The organism is Pseudoalteromonas sp. HL-AS1 (assembly GCF_031198785.1).
GTDB classification, from domain to species: domain Bacteria; phylum Pseudomonadota; class Gammaproteobacteria; order Enterobacterales; family Alteromonadaceae; genus Pseudoalteromonas; species Pseudoalteromonas distincta.
Window position 1 is genome coordinate 2,928,639 of record NZ_CP133569.1, and the last position, 20,864, is coordinate 2,949,502.

Consider the following 20,864-nt stretch of genomic DNA (forward strand, 5'->3'; position numbering starts at 1 on the left):
CATCATTAACTTTTTATATTAACAATAATGAACAAGCTAATTAAGTTTACCCCAATATTATGCGCCCTTGCTTTAACTGGCTGTGGTGGTGGCTCTGGCAACACAGCCCCGCAGTTTGCACAACCTAATTTAAGCTTTACTGTAAACGAAGACGCTCCATTTACTGCTCAAGTAACAGCCACCGACGACGATACCCTTAGCTACACACTTGCTAATGCACCAAGTAACGGCACTATAGCAGTAGAAGCAAATGGTCAATTTACGTATACGCCTTTTAGTAATTATTATGGCGAAGATACCGCGACCATTAGCGCAAGCGATGGCAACTTAACAGCAAATGTTGTAGTACGTTTTAGCGTAGAAAATGTTAATGATGCACCACAGTTACTAACCACTAACGTGTTTGTTACCTCTTCAACCACCACACAAGGGATTATTACTACGCAAGATTTAGATGGTGACACCGTAACTATTAGCTTAATTACACCACCTAGTAATGGCGTAATGAGCATAAATAGCACCACGGGTGAATTTACCTATGAGGCACAAACTCTAAGCAGCATTGATGAGCAATTTGAAATTAGTTACACAGATGGCCTAATTAGCGAGCCATTAACTGCAATTATTTCGTTAAGCCCTTCTTATGTAACTAACGAAGACAAACTTAATTATTACTACAGTTCAAGCCTATCTCACCTAAAACAAGCAGATGAACTAAGCGCAAATATTGCTGACGAACTGTCTCGTTACGATATATACGCAACCCAAGCTGCGGCCTATGCGCGTGCAGGATTTTTAGATACTGCTAACGACTATTTAGCACTTATAAACGAGCAAACGGCGCGTTCTTCGGCACTAAAAGATGTGGCGCAAGCACTTGATGAAATAGGCCAAACAGAGCAAGCAAACGATTACCGCGTCCAAGCGGTAGCGGCCTACAACCAATACTTAGCTGATAAAGGTTTCGATAACATTGCCTCATCAGACGCATCAGCACTTTACTCTTTAGTAAAAAGCTACCTAGACGCCGATCAAGTCTCGCAAGCAAGTAATTTGTTGAATACAATTTCGTTATACGCTGAGCAAGTACGCGAAGACGAATACACATCAAGCTATGGCTACTTTTTAAATAGCGTACGCTTATCAATAGATGATGCCCTACAAAGCTATACACAAAGCCTAGATGAAAGTGATTTAACTCAAGCCAAATTACTTGCCAATAACTACGCGCAACTTGCGGTAAAAACGGGTTACAGACTTGTACGTAGCGGCGAATACGAAGGCCAACCATACGAGCAATACAAAACGTTGCACGGGGCTTGGGCTGCGCAATACCTTTATAGAGCTGGCGAATTTGAAACAGCAAAAGATTACACTAACCAAGTCCTTGCTATGTATGACTCTACCGGTTTTGATAGTAACTACGCCTACTCAGCGTCGCCATACAGCGCCGCTACATTAGATAACTACACTTACCCTATTCAATTTTTAGCGGGCTTAATTGAAGGCTTATACCAAAGCGACGAAAACCCAGCAATAACGCTGTCAGACAGCGAAACCGATATAAACAACGCGCAAGAGCAAGTATATGGCTTTAATATAGCTAACCGCCTACTTGCCGGTGAAGATATAACAAGTGCCGCAGCACAAGCTCGCAGCTTTTTTACTGAAAATGGCGATTACAACGAATTTTTTAGAGCACTTACCGAACTTGATAACGTCCCAGGCACAGGCCTAATTTTAAGTGAGGCCGGCAGAAACGACTTAGCACAGCAAGTATTTACCTATGCGGGCGACTTTTTAGCCTCTGATGAATACATTAGCAAAGAGTCATCAACCACGTTTTTAACGGGTTTTAAAGGCTGTAAGTCATTAGTAAGCTTAACAGCGCGAGTTGGTGGTGATACAGCAAGTGCGGCTAATAAATGTTTAACCATACTTAATACGCTTAACGATGGCGACATACGCACGCTAAGTAATAGCTCATCAATTACGGCGCATAATCAAGTAATAGTATCGCTAATTGAAGGCGGCTTAGCGGAGCAAGTAGCCGGTGTACACAATCAACTACTTAGCTATATTGCACTAGATGAAGATACCGAAGACAGATTTGAAGCCCGCCTAGAAACCTTAGGTTACTTAGTTAATGCAAACCAAACATCGCTTGCAAGCACCACTTTAAATGATGCAATTACAGAAATAACACCTGCGTTAAATGAGTTAACAAGCGATCAGCTAGAAACTATTTTAGCCGCTGTTAAAGCCGAAGTAATTGGTTTAGAAGAAGCTCAAACAGGTGAATTTTTACGTTATTCTATGCTTTCAAGTATGGGTTCAAACGCAGCGAACATTAGCGACTTTTCAGCAAATTATAGTAATGCAAAAACACAAGCTAGCATGCTTTTAAATACGCTTGAGCCTCTTATTTTGGGCTTTGCCGGTACAATTATTGCCGACAACATGGCAGACTTAGTTAACAGTTTTACGTTAATTAACAACATTAGCAAAGCACAAAGCTTAATTAGTAACGGGGTTAATGGCGAAGCCGATCAGCTTGAGCTTTACATAGGCATGACCAACTTAGTCGCCTCTCGCGATGACTTTAGAGGCATAGCGATAGCAAGCGTAGATACCGACCACGACGGCTTACCTAACTTCTTTTTACCTAACACCAGCGATGAAGACATAGCCTTAGCAGGATTAATTGCCGACCAAGATGCCGATAACGATGGCGTCATTGATAGCGAAGACACTACCCCACTAGGTATTTAAATAAGAGCCGTAATAAATGCAGACACCGACTACCCTCGCGTGTCTGCTTTTGCTTTCTCAGGGTGTATACGCCGCAGAGCAGCAACAGCAGACCGAACCAAAGCCACAGCCATGTAACGAACTTAAAGATGAGCAAAAAGAGCGCTGTGAAGCACTTGAGCATATTGAAGTAAAAGGCCAGTACATAGGCATAGAAGTACCCGAAGTTATTGGGCGTTCTTATTTAAACCGTGATTTTATAAACGCCACACCTAAAGGCAATGGCGATATAAATGAGCTAATTGCATTGCTCCCTGGCGTGCAGCTAAGTAACGAAGCGTACTCTATTGGTAGCTTAGCTGAGATCAGCGCGCCAGAAATATCAATCTCAGGGGCGCAGCCTTGGCAAACAGGGTTTTCGTTAGATGGGTTAAATTACAATAACCGCATAGACCCAGCAAGCAGCAGCCGATTAAGCTCTTCATCAGACGATGTGTCGGGTGGCGTACAAAGTATGAACGTGAACTCCGATATAGTTGAATCAATCACAGTTTACGACCATAACATACCGGCTGAATTTGGTGGTTTTTCGGGTGGTATTGTTGATAGTAAAACCAAAAGCGTATTTGCAAACAACAGCTTTAGTTTTGGCCTGCGGGGGAATCAAAGTAGCTGGGGGAGTTATCATTTTATTGAGGCTGATCAAGACAGTTCACAGCAAAATGTTGACCAAAGTACTCTTGAAGAGCCTAAATACGAAAAAATTAGCTATAACCTGCGTGCTAATAAACAAATTAATGAGCGCCATGGATTAATGATGAGCGTTAATTACTTAACCAGCGACATCAGCGATTTATCGCTAGGGGAAGTAAAAACCCAAAGCAGAACAAACATAAATGCGATTGTGAAGTATGGCTACCGAAATGGCTGGGTAGATGCACTAGATTTAACACTAATGTATTCCCCCTACGAAGTTGATAACTTTATAACGGATGCCAAAGACAGTAACTTTCATTTAGAAGGCGGTGCTATTGGCGCCGTTGCGGCATTAACCGAGCATTTTGACTTTGCATCGTGGCACAGTAATCTTAATTTTAGTATGAGTGACAGCAGCCGAGAAGGCCCAGCTCACTTTTATAGCTGGCTACAAGCCAAAGGGAAAGATTGGGGGCAATACGCCGACCAAGGCGATGCGCAAACTCGTTACTCTCGCCAAGGGGGATATGGCGCCCTAGATAATACCCAATACACCACCAGCTGGAAAAACACCCTTGATTTTAAAACGCTGGAGTTTGCAGGCACTGAGCACCGTATTAAAGCCGGTATTGAACTTATTCGCCAAGAAGTAAAACGCGAACGCATACAAAATAGCTACAGCTACGACTCCCCTATTATATGGTCTAGCGCGAGTACGCCACTTAATTGCAGCGGTTACACACTTGATTGCCAAGCACTTCAAACCACTATTTCTATTGATGAGTTAGCAGCACAACTTGGTGGCGAAATTGATTTTAATAATCAATCGCACATTACTGCCTATACAAATAATGTAACCGCTACAGCGCAGTATTTTAATGGCCGTTTAGTCACCCCTGCCGAATACATTAACGTAACACTTAATCGTGCCTCGTTTTATGTAACCGATAGCATCACATTAGGGCAGCTAAACCTAAACTTAGGTATGCGCTACGAATATGATGACTTTTTAGCAAATCATAATATCGCGCCACGTATATCGCTGGGTTACGACGTATTTAACGACAACCGCACTATTATTAGTGCAGGCGTTAACCGCTATTACGACTCTGCCATTATTGGTTATAAAGTCAAAGAACAGCAGCGTTTTTCATATCGAGAATACCGCCCAATTGAAAACGGTTACCTGCAAGGGTGGCTACCTTCTAACTATACTGGCGCGTTTAAGTACCACTTTGATGATGTAAACACCCCGTACGATGACGAACTCGCATTAGGTATTGCACATTCATTTGAAAAAGCAGGTAATGTATCGCTTAAATATGTCAAACGTAAAAAGCATCAGCAATTTTCTCAGGTTACCGATGAAGAAGCAGGTAGCGATGGCTATAAATATATTCGTATGACCAACGAAGGTGATGGTAGCTCAGAGCGCTATTCTATTTCGTGGAGCGCGCAGTTTGGTAGCCATTCATTATGGGCTAACGCCTCATACGCTGAAAACAAAGTCTCTAACGACGACTACAATGCCACTGCTGAAAATACCCCCCTTGACGAACTCGTTTACTACGAAAATGCAAGTGGCAGCGGCGAGCTTGTATCGCTTGGACAACTTGATCAAATTCGTACAAACTTTGGCACTCCGATTACCGGTGCGCTAGGTTGGAATGTTGATTGGAGCAATTCATTAAGCACAGGGCTTAACGTAACCTTCAGTGATAGCTACACCAGCGCAGTGAGTACCGGCGCAAGCGAAAGCATAGGCCTTGAACAGAGCTGTGCAAATTGTCCTGCAGAATCAACACTTGTTGATGTATACGAAGAACAAGAAATTCGTGCCAGAACCATGCTAGGCCTTAGCCTGCGCTATAGCCACAACCTAACAAAAACCCAGTCAGTTGAAATAAGAGCAGATATTTCTAACTTGTTGAATGCACGTACTTACACAGTAAACGAAGGCGCATCTGGTATTGAGCCTGGGCGTATGTTTTGGCTAGGAGTTAGCTATAACTATGATTAGGTTATTAAGCATTTTTTTTCTGTGCTCATTTAGCTTAAACGCCACACCAACAAGTAGCCACGATTTACGCTCACTGTATAGCAAAGGCCAAGCACACTGGCCTGCTATTCAAACCAGTGATGGCAGAAGCGTTGAGCCCATGTCGCTTTTGCCTGTAGCCTCGCCAAAACCTGAGCATGTTGCTTTAGGTGACAAGCTCTTTCATGATGTGCAGCTCTCGCGTAATAATACCGTTAGCTGCGCAACCTGCCATGAGCGCGACAAAGGCTTTCATGATGGCCGCACAACCGCAGTGGGTATTGATGGGAAAATAGGCACACGCAATACCCCTGCAATTTTTGGTATAGATCAGTGGCAAAGTTTTTTTTGGGATGGTCGCGCTAAAACAGCTGAGCAACAAGCACTTATGCCCATTAGCAACCCAATTGAAATGGACTTAGATCCACAAAAAGCTTTAATGCGGGTCAATAAAGATAAAAGCTATACGGCATTTAATAAAAGTGCTTTTAATTCAAATACGCTCTCTATGGCACAAATGGCAGAAGCCCTCGTTGCATTTGAGCGAACACTCATTGCACCTAATACTCGCTTTAAATCATTTATTAATGAGGTTCAGAGTAATCCAAAAAAAGCGCTGAGACGTTTATCCGATAATGAATTAAACGGATTACATTTATTTAGAACCAAAGCAAAATGTATGACTTGCCACAATGGCGCACTATTAAGTGACAACCAATTTCATGGCACTGGCCTTCATTACTACGGCCGTAGTTTTGAAGATAAAGGCCGGTTTAATTTTACAAATAATCCAAGTGATATAGGGTTATTTAGAACCCCTTCTCTACTTGGTTTAACTGAAACATTTCCTTGGATGCACAATGGGCTTTTTGATGACCTACTAGGCATAGTAAACATGTACAACCATGGTGGAGCAAGACCTAAGCCTAGGAAAAGCCAATTAAACGATCCACACTTTCCTAAAACGACGAAACTGTTAAAACCATTAAAACTCACCAAGCAAGAGCGTTTAGATCTTGTTGCATTTTTACGGATTTTATAAGTTTTGTAATTGCTCTATCAACCATTTATGAATAGGGCTTTTATTAGTACGCGGGTGCCATGCGGCTATTACTTTAAATGTAGGAGGCAGAGCTTCTATTTTTAGCTGTTTAACTTTGCTGTTTGGTAATAATCTTGATGGGTAAAACGCGAGCATATCGGTTGTATGTAAAATGTCGGGCACCGCAGAAAAACTTGGTACCGACATAACAATATTACGTTTTAGCCCTTGGCTTTCAAACCACTGATCGTGCGATCCGCGCAAATTTGCACGAGATGGCGACACCACTAGCTGTGGATGCTTTGCAAATTGCGCCAAACTCAAAGGTTCAGTGTAAGTAGTGTTACCTATACCGGTAATACACAAATGCTGTTCTTCAAACAAAGTGATATAAGAAAGGTTGTCGGGTATAAATTCTGGAAAGCTTATCAGCAAATCAAGCTCGCCTGCCGTTATAAGTTGATTAACGTTATCTGATGCAAAGTCGCGCACAATCAGCTTTAAACCTGGCGCTTCGCGGCGAGTAATATTAAATAATTGCGGCAATAAGGCCTGCGTGGCGTAGTCGGTTGCGCTTATGGTAAACACACCTTTATAAGTTTGCGGGCTAAACTGCTCGGGCTCTAGTAACGACTCTAATTGCTTTAAAATATTATTAATAGGTGCCTTGAGCCCTTGCGCTTTAGGAGTAGCAACCATGTTATTGCCTTGGCGAATAAACAAGCGATCGTCAAATAAGTCTCGTAGTTTTCGTAGTTGCTCACTAATAGCTTGTTGCGTTAACCCCATTTTTTTGGCTACTTGTGAAAGATTTTGCAGTTCTAATAAGCTACTGAGTACTCTTAACTGTTTTATATCGAGCCGACTGATACCATTCATAATTGTATGCTGCACAAAAAAGTATTGTTTCAAATTGTATCTTTAAATCTCTATGCTGCCAATGTTGCTTAACCACTATTTAAGCCTTTGTTTGCTTTATAAGAGAATTTAAAATGAAATCAGAATTAGTTAATACCGCTCCTTTATTCTCATCAATTGAGCTTGGCCCTTTTACACTTAAAAACCGTATTGTGATGCCTCCTCTTACTCGCTCTCGCAGCACTCAGCCTGGCAATATTCCTAATAAATTAATGGCTGAGTATTACTCGCAGCGTGCATCGGCTGGTTTTATGGTTACCGAAGGCACACAAATAGAGCCTCGTGGGCAAGGTTACGCTTGGACCCCAGGTATTCACTCGCAAGCACAAATTGAAGGCTGGAAAAAAGTAACACAAGCAGTACACGCTAAAGGCGGTGTTATTTTTGCTCAGCTTTGGCATGTAGGGCGCGTATCGCACACCACGCTACAACCAAATTCAGGTAAACCGGTTGGCCCTTCAGATATTATTGCTGAAAACGTAAAAGTATTTATTGAAACCGCACCTGGTGAAGGCGTATTGGCTGACCCAAGTGAGCCCCGAGCATTAAGTACTACTGAGGTTGGCGAGCTAGTAAACATGTATGCGCAAGCTGCACGCAATGCTCTAGAAGCTGGCTTTGATGGTGTGGAGCTTCATTGTGCTAACGGGTATTTAGTTAATCAGTTTATTTCTGAGCATACTAATAACCGTGACGATCAATACGGTGGAACGCTTAGTAATCGCCTGCGATTTTTAAAAGAAATAGTTGAAGCGGTAAGTGACGTTGTAGGCGCAAACCGTTTAGGTGTTCGCTTTGCTCCTTTATTTGAAAGCACAGATGAAACACGAGTGTATTTAGGGCTTGTTGAATCAAACCCTCATCACACTTATATCCAAGCCGTTAAATTACTTGAGCAAGCGGGTATTGCTTACTTATCGATTGCTGAAGCTGATTGGGATAACGCTCCCGATTTACCACTAGAATTTTATAAAGCAGTACGAGCTGAATTTTCAGGTCGCATTATTTATGCAGGTAAATACACAGTAGAAAAAGCTGTACGTATTTTAGGTGAAGGTTACGGTGATTTATTTGCATTTGGTCGCCCATTTATAGCTAACCCTGATTTACCAGAGCGTATAGCAAATAATTGGACGTTTAACGAGGCCGATGCAGCCACTATGTATGGCGGCACCGAAGTAGGTTATAGCGATTATCCTTTTTATCAAAAGTAATTAACCTGCAAAGCCAAGGAAGGCTTAATTACTAATTTCATATCCATTTTTTGTGACACGACTAATCATTTTGATATATTAAAACGTTCCTAAAATCGTCAAAAACTAGAGATTATGTCAAGAACCGTCAGTAAAATGTAAAAAGCTGTAAGCATAACTCCGTTTGCTGTTGTATGTCAGTTAACATTCAGTTTGAGCCGCTAGTATTGAACCCAGTTATGTAAAAACATAAACGAGGCAATACTATGAAACTTACTTTTTTACTACCTGCCCTGCTCGCCATTGGCACAGTATCAGGCTCTGCGCTTGGAGCACAAAACGAGCGAGAGAATGATAAAAGCTTTAAACGTGACCACGAAAAACGTGTTGAATATAAACGCGATGAACGCCGCCATGAAAAAAAGCAGCGTATTGAACATAAAAAAGAAAAACGAGAAGACCGTAAGCAAGAAAAACGTAAACTTGCTAAGTACAAACAGGAAAAGCGTGAACTACACCGCTACAACCAGCGAAAATATAACGACTTAACAAGCCATCACAATTCAGTCGCTTACAGACAAAATCGATTTATAAACCATTTACCACGCAATAGCGCATCAATCAGATTTAATGGTATTTCGTTTACGTTTAACGACGGCCTTTATTACCGTAAAGCTAAAAGAGGCTACCATGTTGTTAAACCACCTAGAGGCCTGCGTATAAATACGCTACCAAGAAATTACAGGCATTTTAAACACCATAATACGACTTACTACACTTATCAAAATGTGTACTACATTGCGGATAATGATGGTTATACGGTTGTTGATGAGCCATCAACTCGCCTTAATCAGGCAGTAAAAGTGGGTAATGTGAATGACTATAGCTTGGGCCAAACTTACGACTCACTGCCTCAGGCTGCACAGGCCGTAATAATTAACTCGCAGCAGTATTTTAAATACGGCGATATTTATTTTTTACCGCAAATAAGTGGTGACGACATAAAATACCTTGCCATTAAGCTAGGTTAAACTCGCTATAAATTAAAAGGCCTTACTGTAAATAGTAGGGTCTTTTTCATTCCCCTCCGTAGGTAGTAATTTACAGCAATAAAATCAATTCTCTCTAAACATTAACATGTCTTAGTATTTGTAAGCTTTTTTGTTAAACTAGCTCGCATATTAATAGTGAGAGTGTATTTATGTCGGGTGAGTTTCCACGTGCTGGTTTTTGGCGCCGTTTTGCGTCGTTGGTCTACGATACGTTAGCCATTATTGCGTTTGCGATGTTAACTGTAGTGCTGTATTTATTTGCAGTACAAGGGCTTATTTCTCTCGATGTAATTAGTTTAAATGGCGCAGAGGATGTATCTGCCTTTATTCAAAATTCAAATCTTCTTTCGGGTATTCGTACCGCTCTTTTAATTATTGTTAGCTTAGTATTTTTTGGCTACTTTTGGACTAAAAGCGGGCAAACCATTGGCATGCGTGCATGGCGTTTAAAAGTACAAACTCTTGAAGGTAATTTAATTAGCTGGCCGCAATCAATTATCCGCAGCGTTAGCGCTTTACTCGGTTTAGGTAATTTGGTGGTGTTAGTCGATTTTAAAAACAAAAAGGCACTACAAGATTACATCTCTAAAACAGAAGTTATTACACTTACTAAAGAAGAGAACAGGCGTATTTATAGTGAGCTTGATTAATACCAGCTTTCCAAAACTGGTAATTAAAAAGCAAAAAGGGTGACCAGTGGTCATAATGCCGTTCACTTAAGGTGAGCGGCTTTTTTATTTCTAGCGTACCGCTGTGGTCTTGGCTTGACTGCACGAGGAAAACCTCGATCCCTTCGAGGCTCTAGAATTAGGCTTTCTGCCATCGCATAAAAGTATTTTAATTGACGTGGTATGGCTCCAGGTGTTGAATAAGGTAATCCAACAAGCAACCTCATTATTTGAGCTAAACTACCATTGAAACTCAGTTGGTACGGTAAATAATCACCTTTTAATGTGTGGCACATTTTTACCATCTGATATCGCACCATATTATAAGTAAGCAACACTCCCCACAGCTCTTGCTTTACAAGCGCTGGTAAGCGACTTCTTAATGTTAATCGATTGCCCAGCATATATTGCTTTTGTTCCCGATAACCAAGCTCTATCTCCCAGCGGTGACTGTACAAATCACCTATATCGGCTGATAGATATCGCATCGGATCTGTCATAGATGTCATCACACTATATGATTTCCCCTTTATTTTTCGAGTCACTAACCTCGCGATTAAGGTGTTAGGCAGCGTTGGCCACATCTTTCTTGCTCTTGGGTTGCTGCTAAGTTGGACTAATTTATCATTACGCCCTAATGTTTGAATAACTTCATATTGCACATTTTTTTTCAGGGGGATTAGCCAATGGCGTTCACTGCCAGTTGTTTGCCATTTATGTAAAAGCCCTAAAGAATAGAAACCTTTGTCGAATAAAGTGAGACTGTTATCGGGTGTGGTTTCTATAAGCTTTTCAGCCAGCACCATTTCATTGACCTTGTAATCATCAAAAGCACTCCCCGTGATTAGGTGGCTGCTTAGCTCCATTTGACACACCATTCTGACCTGTGGGTATTGTGTATTAGTCGGTTTTGTAAAGGCTTCATTGTTTTGGGGTGAGTCATCCGTACGCCAAACGACACCATCGACACCAAGCAAGGTAAGCCCATTCCAATGAGGATGATTAGCGTCATTATTCCAATGCCTTTGGGTGCATTCAAATAAGGCTTTCATGGCGGCTTCACCTAGGTTTTTACGACGCTGAGTTAAAGCACTTGGCGCAACAAATGGCTTACCATCGCGGTCAACAATGTCGAGCATATTAACGACATCGGCCACCGATTTGTCATTATAAATAACCATCCCGATCAACAACCAAGCCATCGATTCTAGGGTTAGTTTTCTTTTTCGTAGTGTAACGGTTTCGGTCAGTGCATAGGCTTCTTCGATAAGAGATAAAGGGAGTAAGTCTGCGAGTGTTTCAACGTCATTAGGTTTGATGTTGTTAATAATATCGAGAGCATTAGAAAGTTGCATAAAAAAATCCGAATTCTACAAAAGAATTCGGATTCTTACATACCTAGAAGATCGTTCAAGTGCTATTAACTAATTCTTAAATGATCGGCATTAGACCAGTGGTCACCCTTTTTAATGCTTTGAATAGGTACTCTATACCCGTTTATTCATCAAATATGTCGCAAAGCCTATAAATATAATACTGGGTAATACCGCCCCTATAATGGCAGGTATTTGGTAAACCATAACTACAGGGCCAAATATTTCATTAGTTAAGTGAAACACGATCCCCGTTACAACACCCATAATAATACGTGCGCCCATAGTAACGGTACGCAGTGGGCCAAATATAAACGAGAGCGCCACCAGCAGCATTACCGCTACAGATACAGGCTGCATAAGCTTACGCCACAGAGCAAGCTCGTAGGTACTGGTGTCTTGTTCGTTTTGCTCTAAATAAGTTAAATACGACCAAAGCCCAGTAAATGAAAGTGACTCTGGTTTTACCGAAACAACCCCTAACTTTTCAGCAGTCAATTGTGAAGGGTAAAACTCTTCTGGTAGTTGCTCTGTTGTGGTTTTTTCGCTCGTAATAATAACCTTATTTACATCACGAAGTAGCCAGCCTTCTTTTCGGCTCAGTGCATCTTTTGCTTTAGTGATTTGGGTAAGCTCTAACGATTTGTCAAAGTGGTACATGTGTACCCCATTGAGCCTGCCGTTTTCGTCAACATCTTCAATATTAATAAAATTGCTGCCGTCTTTAGCCCATACACCTTTTTGTGTGTTAAATACATCGCCGCCATGTATTGCTTGGTTACGCATTTCTTTGGCGTGTAATTGCGCTTCAGGTGCACCCCATTCGCCAAGTGCCATCATGCATACAGCCATAAATATGGCCGTTTTCATCACAGAGCCAATTATTTGTAAGCGCGACATACCAGCCGCTTGCATCACTACCAGCTCACTGTTTGAGGCAAGTGCCCCCAACCCCGTTAAGCCACCAATTAGCGCAGCCATAGGGAAAAACACAACAAGATCACCAGGTATTGTATACAAAGTGTAAAGCATTGCCGTCATTAAATCGTAACTACCACGCCCTACCGACTTTAGCTGGTCGATAAACTTAATTAAGGTGCTAATACCAACAAGTACCAACAATGCAAAGCCGGTAGTTTGTAAAATACTGCGCCCTAAATACCAATCAAGTGTTTTCATCATGAGCCTAACTCCCGCTTAGTTACAACGGCTTTAAGCCAAGCGCCCAACGGTCGCCCTTTTATAATTAATAATCCACCTATAAACAAGGCACTTAGATGAATCCACCACAAGCCAATTGAAGGCGGAATTTTGCCATCTTCAACTGCAAATTTAGCGGCATTTAGTAAAATAAAATAGCCTAAGTACAAGCTTATAGCAGGCACTAGTTTTGCAAATTTACCTTGGCGAGGATTAACCACACTTAGCGGTACTGCCAGTAAAGTAAGTAGCGGAATTGATAACGGAATAGCGAGTCGCCACTGCCATTGAGCAATAGATTCTGGTGTATTAATGGCGAGTAATTGATTAGTAGGCACAGCCTCTAATTTACGGCGTTGGTGCTCTATTTCTTGTTCTCGTATTTGTACGCTGTAACCATCAAATTCTGTTAAGTTAAGTGCAGGCGTTGCGCCATCTGTTTCGTAACGTTTACCGTCTGTTAGTACGAGCTGTTGCTCACCATTTACGGCTTCAACCACAACACCTTGCTCTGCATATACTAAGCGCGCTAAGTTGCCTTTTTCGCTATCGGGTAACTGTGCAACAAATACCTTATTGAGCTCTTTGCCACCCTTTTCAATATTATGAATAAACACCACGGCTTTTTCGTTACCGGTTTCTTGGAACCGCCCAGCTCTGAGTGCAGATAACCCCGCATCGGCTTTGGCTTGCTCTTTTAATTGATACTCTTGCTCGCTTGCCCACGGAGCTATATACATAGTCAGTGCTGCGGCTAATATAGCAAGCCCTACACTTGATATAAGGGTTACGCGCACAACATACCATTCACTTACGCCACAGGCTTTAAGTACGGTCATTTCGCTATCGGCGTAAATACGGCTGTAGGCTAAAATAATGCCTAAAAATATACTCAGCGGAAGTATTAGCGAGGCTAGTTGTGGAAGTTTTAGTGCAATCATCGATAGCACTAATTTAGCAGGAATGCTGCCCTCAGAGGCATCACCTAAAATACCAACTAACTTTTGTGACAAAAATATTGTCATCAAAGTTAAAAATACGGCGACCTGCGATTTTAAAACCTCAGCGGTCAAATAACGGAAAATTAGCAATGCTCGCCCCTGTTAAACATGGAATTTCACTACGATAGTGAGAATTGAATAGTTAAATAGCTATTTTACCCAATTAATACCGGCAAATAGGCTATTATTATAAGCCATCAAAATTAATTATCCTACCTAAGTGCACGATATAATGTTGCATTAGTAGCCCTTAAGCATATAAAGTTCAATTACACAGTAAGAGTCTAGCAAAATCAGCTAAAATAAGAATTATCCTTACATAAGTTACGTAGATAAGACTAGAAAATACTTTTTTAGCCCCAACTTAGTAACTTAAACGACTCAAAACCAGGAGTAACAATGGAATTTAACGTAAAAAGTGGTAGTCCAGAAAAACAGCGCAGCGCATGTATTGTGGTTGGCGTTTACGAGCCACGTAGGTTATCCCCCATTGGTGAACAACTCGATAAAATTAGTGATGGTTATATCTCTAATTTACTTCGCCGTGGCGATTTAGAAGGTAAGCCAGGCCAAGTTTTATTATTGCATCATGTACCTAATGTATTAAGCGAGCGCATATTGCTTGTTGGTTGTGGTAAAGAGTGTGAGCTTGATGATAAGCAATATAAACAAATCATTTCTAAAACTATAAATACCTTAAACGAAACGGGCTCTATGGAAGCAGTCTGCTTTTTAACAGAGCAACACGTTAAAGGTCGCGACACCTACTGGAAAGTACGTCAGGCAGTTGAGACAACGCAAGACTGCCTATATACGTTTAACCAACTGAAAAGTAAAAAAGTAGACCCTCGTCGTCCACTTCGCAAAATGGTGTTTAACGTACCAACACGACGCGAACTAACTATTGGCGAAAGCGCTATTGAGCATGGTTTAGCCATTGCAGCAGGTAGTAAGCTATGTAAAGACGTAGCTAATATGCCACCAAATATTTGTAACCCTGTGTACTTAGGTGAACAAGCACAAGAGCTGGCAACTGATTTTGACAACATCACTGTTGATCTTATTGGCGAAAAGCAAATGGCAGAACTTGGTATGAATTCTTACCTAGCTGTTGGCCGAGGTAGTGATAACGAATCGATTATGTCGATTATTAACTACAAAGGCGCCGCTGATGACCAAGCCCCTATTGTACTTGTTGGTAAAGGTCTAACGTTTGATTCAGGCGGTATTTCATTAAAACCAGGCGAAGGCATGGACGAAATGAAATACGACATGGGCGGAGCAGCAGGCGTTATTGGCGCAATGCGTGCACTTGCACAAATGCAATTGCCGATTAACGTTATTGGTGTTTTAGCGGGTTGTGAAAACATGCCTGGCTCAAATGCGTATCGCCCAGGTGATATTTTAACAACAATGTCGGGGCAAACAGTTGAAGTGTTAAACACCGACGCTGAAGGTCGTTTAGTGTTGTGCGACGCACTAACGTACGTTGAACGTTTTAACCCGGATACTGTTATTGACGTAGCAACACTTACTGGCGCGTGTATTGTAGCCCTTGGCGCGCATGCGACTGGTTTACTATCAAACCATAACCCACTTGCACACGATTTATTAAAAGCGTCTGAGCAAAGTGGCGACCGTGCATGGCAGTTACCGTTATGGGATGACTATCAAGATCAACTAGAAAGCCCATTTGCTGACTTTACGAACTTAGGTGGACGCTCTGCGGGTACTATTACTGCGGCATGTTTCTTATCTAAATTTACTAAAAAGTATAATTGGGCACATTTAGATGTTGCCGGTACAGCGTGGCGCAGTGGCGCTAAAAAAGGCGCAACGGGCCGTCCTGTTCCTATGCTTACTCAGTATTTATTAAACCGAGCGGGTGTAAGCGAAGCTACGCACGATTAATAATCTATTTAGCTATTTATAAGGCGCCATTTGGCGCCTTATTTATTTGTGTATTAATTGAAGCAAACCCCGTTATATGGCAAAATCTGCCTCTTAATTTGTGTATATCAATTTGGTATACATTCAATGTCATGGGAAACCCCGATACAATGAACATGAACGCTAAATTTTTCGTTCTAAAGCAACAAGATGAGTCTAAAGCGAAGGCTGACGATCATTTTGCATTGGCAGCTCAAATTGCAGCCGATCAGTATCGAAATGGGCAGCGTGTGTTTATTTGTGTTAACGATAACGAAGCAGCCTGTGCCATTGATGAAATAATTTGGGCATTCGATCCAGATAGTTTTGTGCCACATAATTTACAAGGTGAAGGCCCTAAAGGCGGCGCACCTGTAGAAATTGGTATTACGCCACCTGTTGGCAATCGTAAAGTTTTAATTAACTTGGCTACTCAGTTACCGGATTACATTCGTCGGTTTAACCAAGTTTTTGATTTTGTACCCGTAGAACCAGCTGCTAAGCAAGCAGCCCGCGAGCGTTTTAAAAAGCTACGCCAACTCGGTGCCAATCTCACCACGCAAGATATTAATAGCTAGCCAATTAGGCAAACTAACCAACTAATTTAAGTACTTATTTAAGGTTCTGTGTAATGGATAAAACCTACAATCCGCAAGATATTGAACAGTCTCTATATCAAGACTGGGAACAAAAAGGCTACTTTAAGCCATCTGGCCAAGGCGTACCATATTCAATTATGATCCCGCCGCCAAATGTCACTGGTAGCTTACACATGGGCCACGCCTTCCAAGATACAATAATGGATACCCTAACGCGTTTTAAACGTATGCAAGGTAACAACACATTATGGCAAGTAGGTACTGACCACGCAGGTATTGCAACGCAAATGTTGGTTGAGCGTAAACTGCATGCCGAAGAAGGCAAAACACGCCACGATTTAGGCCGCGAAGATTTTATTAATAAAATTTGGGAATGGAAAAAAGAATCTGGCGGCACTATCACTAAGCAACTTCGTCGCCTTGGCGCATCGGTTGATTGGGATCGTGAACGCTTTACCATGGACGATGGCCTATCTGAAGCCGTTAAAGAAGTGTTTGTACGCCTTCATAAAGAAAACCTAATTTACCGAGGCAAACGCCTAGTAAACTGGGATCCAAAATTACACACGGCTATTTCTGATCTTGAAGTTGAAAACAAAGACAAGCAAGGCCACATGTGGAACTTACGTTACCCACTGGCTGATGGCGTTACAACACAAGACGGAAAAGACTACATAGTAGTAGCAACAACACGTCCTGAAACCATGTTGGGTGACTCAGGTGTTGCAGTAAATCCTGATGACGAACGCTACACAGATTTAATCGGTAAAGAGATTTTATTACCCATCGTTAATCGTCGTATTAAAATTGTTGCTGACGAACACGCCGATAAAGATAAAGGCACGGGCTGTGTAAAAATAACCCCAGCGCACGACTTTAACGATAACGAAGTGGGCAAGCGTCATCAAATGCCTATGATCAACATTTTCGATAAAGACGCCGCTATTCTTACCCAAGGTGAAACATACACCTTTGACGGTAAAGAGCTTGAGTTTGATGCACCAATACCTGAGCGCTTGCACGGCCTTGATCGTTTTGCAGCACGTAAAGCAATTGTGGCAGAATTTGAAGAACTAGGTTTACTTGAAAAAATTGAAGACCATGGTTTAACGGTTCCTTACGGCGATCGCTCTGGTGTGGTAATTGAGCCACTGCTTACCGACCAATGGTATGTACGTGTTGCACCACTTGCTGAACCTGCAAAAGACGCTGTTAAAAACGGCGACATTCAATTTGTACCTAAGCAATACGAAAACATGTACTTCTCGTGGATGAACGACGTACAAGATTGGTGTATTTCACGCCAGCTTTGGTGGGGTCACCGCATTCCAGCTTGGTACGACAGTGAAGGCAATGTATTTGTTGGTCGCGACGAAGCCGAAGTTCGCCGTGAAAACAACATTGCAGATAACGTAACGCTAAGCCAAGACGAAGACGTACTTGATACATGGTTCTCATCAGCGCTTTGGACTTTCTCTACACAAGGTTGGCCAGAAAATACCGATGATTTAAAAACCTTCCACCCGTCTGACGTGCTGGTAACTGGTTTTGATATTATTTTCTTCTGGGTTGCGCGCATGATTATGATGACGCTGCACTTTGTAAAAGACGAAAATGGCAAACCACAAGTTCCGTTTAAAACCGTGTATGTAACTGGTTTAATACGTGACGATAATGGCGATAAAATGTCTAAGTCAAAAGGTAACGTACTTGACCCACTAGACATGATTGACGGCATTGAACTTGAAGACCTAGTACAAAAACGTACTGGTAACATGATGCAGCCAAAACTTGCCGCTAAAATCGAAAAAGATACGCGTAAAGTATTTGCAGGCGGTATTGAGGCACACGGCACCGACGCCCTTCGCTTTACACTTGCTGCAATGGCATCTACCGGTCGTGATATTAACTGGGACATGAACCGCCTTGAAGGTTACCGTAACTTCTGTAATAAATTATGGAACGCGAGCCGTTACGTATTAATGAATACAGAAGAGCAAGACTGTGGTTTTGCAAACGACGCACAAAAAGAGCTTTCATTAGCTGACCGCTGGATTTTAGGTCAATTTGAGTCAACAGTTAAAACATACACTGAGCACCTTGATAACTACCGCTTTGACTTAGCTGCTAACACGCTTTACGAATTCACTTGGAACCAGTTCTGTGATTGGTACTTAGAGCTAACTAAGCCGGTATTATTTAAAGGTAATGAAGCGCAGCAATGTGGTACACGTAATACACTTATTACCGTACTTGAAAGCTTACTGCGTTTAATGCACCCAATGATGCCGTACATCACTGAAACTATTTGGCAACGTGTTGCACCTCTTGCAGGCCTTGAAACAACAAACACCAGCATTATGGTTCAGCCGTTCCCTGTATATAATGAAGCAAGCGTTGATGCTAAAGCGATGGACGACTTAGAGTGGGTTAAACAATTCATTTTAGCTATTCGTAATATTCGTGGTGAAATGGATATTAGCCCAAGTAAACCGCTTAGCGTATTACTTGCTAATGCATCAAGCGACGACGTGCGCCGCATTGAAGAAAACAAATCATTTTTAGCATCACTTGCAAAAATTGAAGAGTTTACAATGCTTGAAAACAAAGACGGGGCACCTGCATGTGCGACTTCTTATGTTGGCAACCTTGAGATCATGATCCCAATGGCGGGCTTAATTGATGTAGAAGCCGAGCTTTCGCGTATTAATAAGCAACTCGAAAAAGCAGAAAAAGGCCTAGCACAAGTGCAAAACAAACTCGCTAACGAAAAGTTTGTTAATAACGCACCTGAAGCGGTACTTGCTAAAGAAAATGCAAAACTGGCTGAGTTTAGCGATGCTAAAACTAAGCTACTTGAGCAAAAAACTAAAATAGAAAGCTTATAAGCTTTCATAAAATGCCTATTAACACTATTTAATAGGCATTAAAAAAGCCGCTCACTTTAATTAAAGTGAGCGGCTTTTTTGTGCCCAGAGCCTAAGCTCTAAGCATTTATACAAATATTAGAATTTGTAGTTGTACTGAGCACCAATAAGTACTGCATTACCTTCTGACTCAAACTCAAATCCATCTTCTTTAAAGTTTTGAGTTTTACCGCGAATAATACTTACACCTAAATCAACATTTGATTGCTGGTCAATTGCGTAATTACCGCCAAATGAGAACCAAAAACGATCTGTATCTGGAATAGAGATAGATAAGTGATCTTGTGATACAGGTGATTCGTCGTAAGCAACACCTGCGCGTAACAATAAGTTTTCACTGTATTGATAATCAGAACCTATTGCGTAGCGCATAGAATCAGAAAAACTCTCATCTTTACTAAATCCAATAAATTTATCACCCGTCGGCGCAGTTACTTGCGCTTCTAATGATTCAAAACTGCTCCATCCTGTCCATAATACACTGTAATGTAGGCCTAGCTTATCATCTAACTGATGAGAACCAGAAAACTCTGCTATTGCAGGAAGCGTAATATCAACAGCTCCAGGATATTTCACCCCATTAGTACCACCTAAATTTGTTGGTAGAGCACTAGAGAAATCGCCATCAAATGTAATATCTGTTTCAGTACGGTAATTAAAACCAAAACGACTATTATCATCTAGCTGGTACATCAATCCCACATTTAAGCCGAAACCAGTATCATCACCTTTTAAATTTCTTGCTTCTGTTTGAGCTGGAAGAGGTAATGGAGTCTCACCTAAATGTCGAACAATTTCAGCTTCTGCATAAATCACATTCAAGCCAATACCATAGCTAAACTTTTCAGTAACTTTATAAGCAACGCTTGCATTTAAGTTAACAGTAAATATTTCTGTTTTACCCGCAATTTGACCTGCTGAGTAATCATCATCAAAGTCTGTTGATAAACCAAAGTTAGAAAATGCACCAAAACCAAGTGAGATTTTATCGCTGTAAGGCATAGTAAAGTAAGCTGCTGGTACCACTGCACTTGGTGCAATGCTATCGTCATCTAATGATGACTCATCAATACCTGCTGGGGCACTTTCACCTTCTAAGCTTACATCTGGAATTACGCCAATTGCTACAACGCTTAGTTGCTTCTCTTTAAATAAAGTCATTAGTGCAGGGTTACGTGCAACTACAGACGCGTCGTCTGCGATAGAAGCTTCACCAGCGTATGCACGGCCTAAACCCGATGCATTTTGCTCTGATAATTGAAACGCAGCTGCAAAGCTATCAGCTGAAACAAATGCAAGCGAAGCTGCAATAAGAGTTTTAGAAAATTTCATTGTTGAGTCCTTAACCAAACTGACTGTCTGGGTACTATGTGTGTTGTTATTAGGATTTAAAACGTGATTACACTACCTTAATTTTTTGTAAAAAACTCTATTAATACGTCAAAAGACAGTAAAAAACATGTTTTTTAACGACATT

Annotated in this window: 14 protein-coding genes; 9 read left to right on the forward strand and 5 right to left on the reverse strand. The window is 41.5% G+C overall.

Annotated elements, in window-relative coordinates:
• Nucleotides 1-27: 27 nt before the first annotated feature.
• From RB214_RS13560 to RB214_RS13570, 3 genes are read left to right on the forward strand one after another with little or no spacing between them, the layout of a single operon-like run.
• The gene (locus RB214_RS13560; RefSeq protein WP_309167511.1) at nt 28-2,772 is read left to right on the forward strand and encodes a cadherin-like domain-containing protein; all 2,745 of its coding nucleotides are present in this window, start codon (nt 28-30) and stop codon (nt 2,770-2,772) included.
• Between the two features lie 16 nt (nt 2,773-2,788).
• Nucleotides 2,789-5,467 carry a TonB-dependent receptor plug domain-containing protein gene (locus RB214_RS13565; protein ID WP_309167512.1) on the forward strand — a complete coding sequence of 893 codons (2,679 nt, stop codon included), beginning with the start codon at nt 2,789-2,791 and terminating at the stop codon, nt 5,465-5,467.
• A complete protein-coding gene (locus tag RB214_RS13570; RefSeq protein ID WP_024605820.1) occupies nt 5,460-6,527 on the forward strand; it encodes a cytochrome-c peroxidase in 1,068 nt (355 codons plus the stop codon). The genes RB214_RS13565 and RB214_RS13570 overlap by 8 nt, the downstream gene beginning before the upstream one ends.
• Here the strand turns inward: RB214_RS13570 and RB214_RS13575 are convergent.
• Nucleotides 6,522-7,439: a LysR family transcriptional regulator gene (locus RB214_RS13575; RefSeq protein ID WP_309167515.1), complete on the reverse strand. Its 918-nt coding sequence runs from the start codon at nt 7,437-7,439 to the stop codon at nt 6,522-6,524. The two genes, RB214_RS13570 and RB214_RS13575, sit on opposite strands and share 6 nt — an antisense overlap.
• Nucleotides 7,440-7,519: 80 nt before the next feature.
• Here RB214_RS13575 and RB214_RS13580 point away from each other — a divergent pair, with 80 nt between their 5' ends.
• The 3 genes from RB214_RS13580 (at nt 7,520) to RB214_RS13590 (ending at nt 10,340) form a co-directional block, all read left to right on the forward strand.
• On the forward strand, nt 7,520-8,659 hold the full coding sequence (locus RB214_RS13580; RefSeq protein ID WP_165743301.1) for an alkene reductase: 1,140 nt from the start codon (nt 7,520-7,522) through the stop codon (nt 8,657-8,659).
• Between the two features lie 245 nt (nt 8,660-8,904).
• Nucleotides 8,905-9,669 carry a DUF6515 family protein gene (locus tag RB214_RS13585; RefSeq protein WP_309167519.1) on the forward strand — a complete coding sequence of 255 codons (765 nt, stop codon included), beginning with the start codon at nt 8,905-8,907 and terminating at the stop codon, nt 9,667-9,669.
• A 170-nt stretch (nt 9,670-9,839) separates the two neighbouring features.
• Nucleotides 9,840-10,340: an RDD family protein gene (locus tag RB214_RS13590; protein ID WP_165743304.1), complete on the forward strand. Its 501-nt coding sequence runs from the start codon at nt 9,840-9,842 to the stop codon at nt 10,338-10,340.
• A gap of 62 nt (nt 10,341-10,402) precedes the next feature.
• On the opposite strand, the gene RB214_RS13595 is transcribed toward RB214_RS13590, so the two are convergent.
• The 3 genes from RB214_RS13595 to lptF all read right to left on the reverse strand — a co-directional run bounded on the left by RB214_RS13595 (nt 10,403) and on the right by lptF (nt 14,022).
• Complete coding sequence (locus tag RB214_RS13595) at nt 10,403-11,713, reverse strand: IS4 family transposase (protein ID WP_309167522.1); 1,311 nt, start codon at nt 11,711-11,713, stop codon at nt 10,403-10,405.
• A gap of 132 nt (nt 11,714-11,845) precedes the next feature.
• Nucleotides 11,846-12,913, reverse strand: coding sequence for an LPS export ABC transporter permease LptG (gene lptG, locus RB214_RS13600; RefSeq protein ID WP_024603537.1), 1,068 nt, complete (start codon nt 12,911-12,913; stop codon nt 11,846-11,848).
• Nucleotides 12,910-14,022, reverse strand: a complete 1,113-nt coding sequence (gene lptF / locus RB214_RS13605; RefSeq protein WP_138489600.1) for an LPS export ABC transporter permease LptF — start codon at nt 14,020-14,022, stop codon at nt 12,910-12,912. The genes lptG and lptF overlap by 4 nt, the downstream gene beginning before the upstream one ends.
• A 309-nt stretch (nt 14,023-14,331) precedes the next feature.
• On the opposite strand from lptF, the gene pepA reads away from it, so the two are divergent.
• The 3 genes from pepA to RB214_RS13620 all read left to right on the forward strand — a co-directional run bounded on the left by pepA (nt 14,332) and on the right by RB214_RS13620 (nt 19,348).
• Nucleotides 14,332-15,843 (forward strand): leucyl aminopeptidase, encoded by a 1,512-nt coding sequence (pepA, locus tag RB214_RS13610; RefSeq protein WP_309167527.1) that lies wholly within the window; start codon nt 14,332-14,334, stop codon nt 15,841-15,843.
• Between the two features lie 149 nt (nt 15,844-15,992).
• On the forward strand, nt 15,993-16,439 hold the full coding sequence (locus tag RB214_RS13615; protein ID WP_002962020.1) for a DNA polymerase III subunit chi: 447 nt from the start codon (nt 15,993-15,995) through the stop codon (nt 16,437-16,439).
• A gap of 53 nt (nt 16,440-16,492) precedes the next feature.
• Nucleotides 16,493-19,348: a valine--tRNA ligase gene (locus RB214_RS13620; RefSeq protein ID WP_309167529.1), complete on the forward strand. Its 2,856-nt coding sequence runs from the start codon at nt 16,493-16,495 to the stop codon at nt 19,346-19,348.
• 117 nt (nt 19,349-19,465) lie between these two features.
• Here RB214_RS13620 and RB214_RS13625 read toward each other — a convergent pair whose 3' ends face one another.
• Nucleotides 19,466-20,719, reverse strand: coding sequence for an outer membrane protein transport protein (locus tag RB214_RS13625; RefSeq protein WP_309167531.1), 1,254 nt, complete (start codon nt 20,717-20,719; stop codon nt 19,466-19,468).
• Nucleotides 20,720-20,864 lie beyond the last annotated feature (145 nt).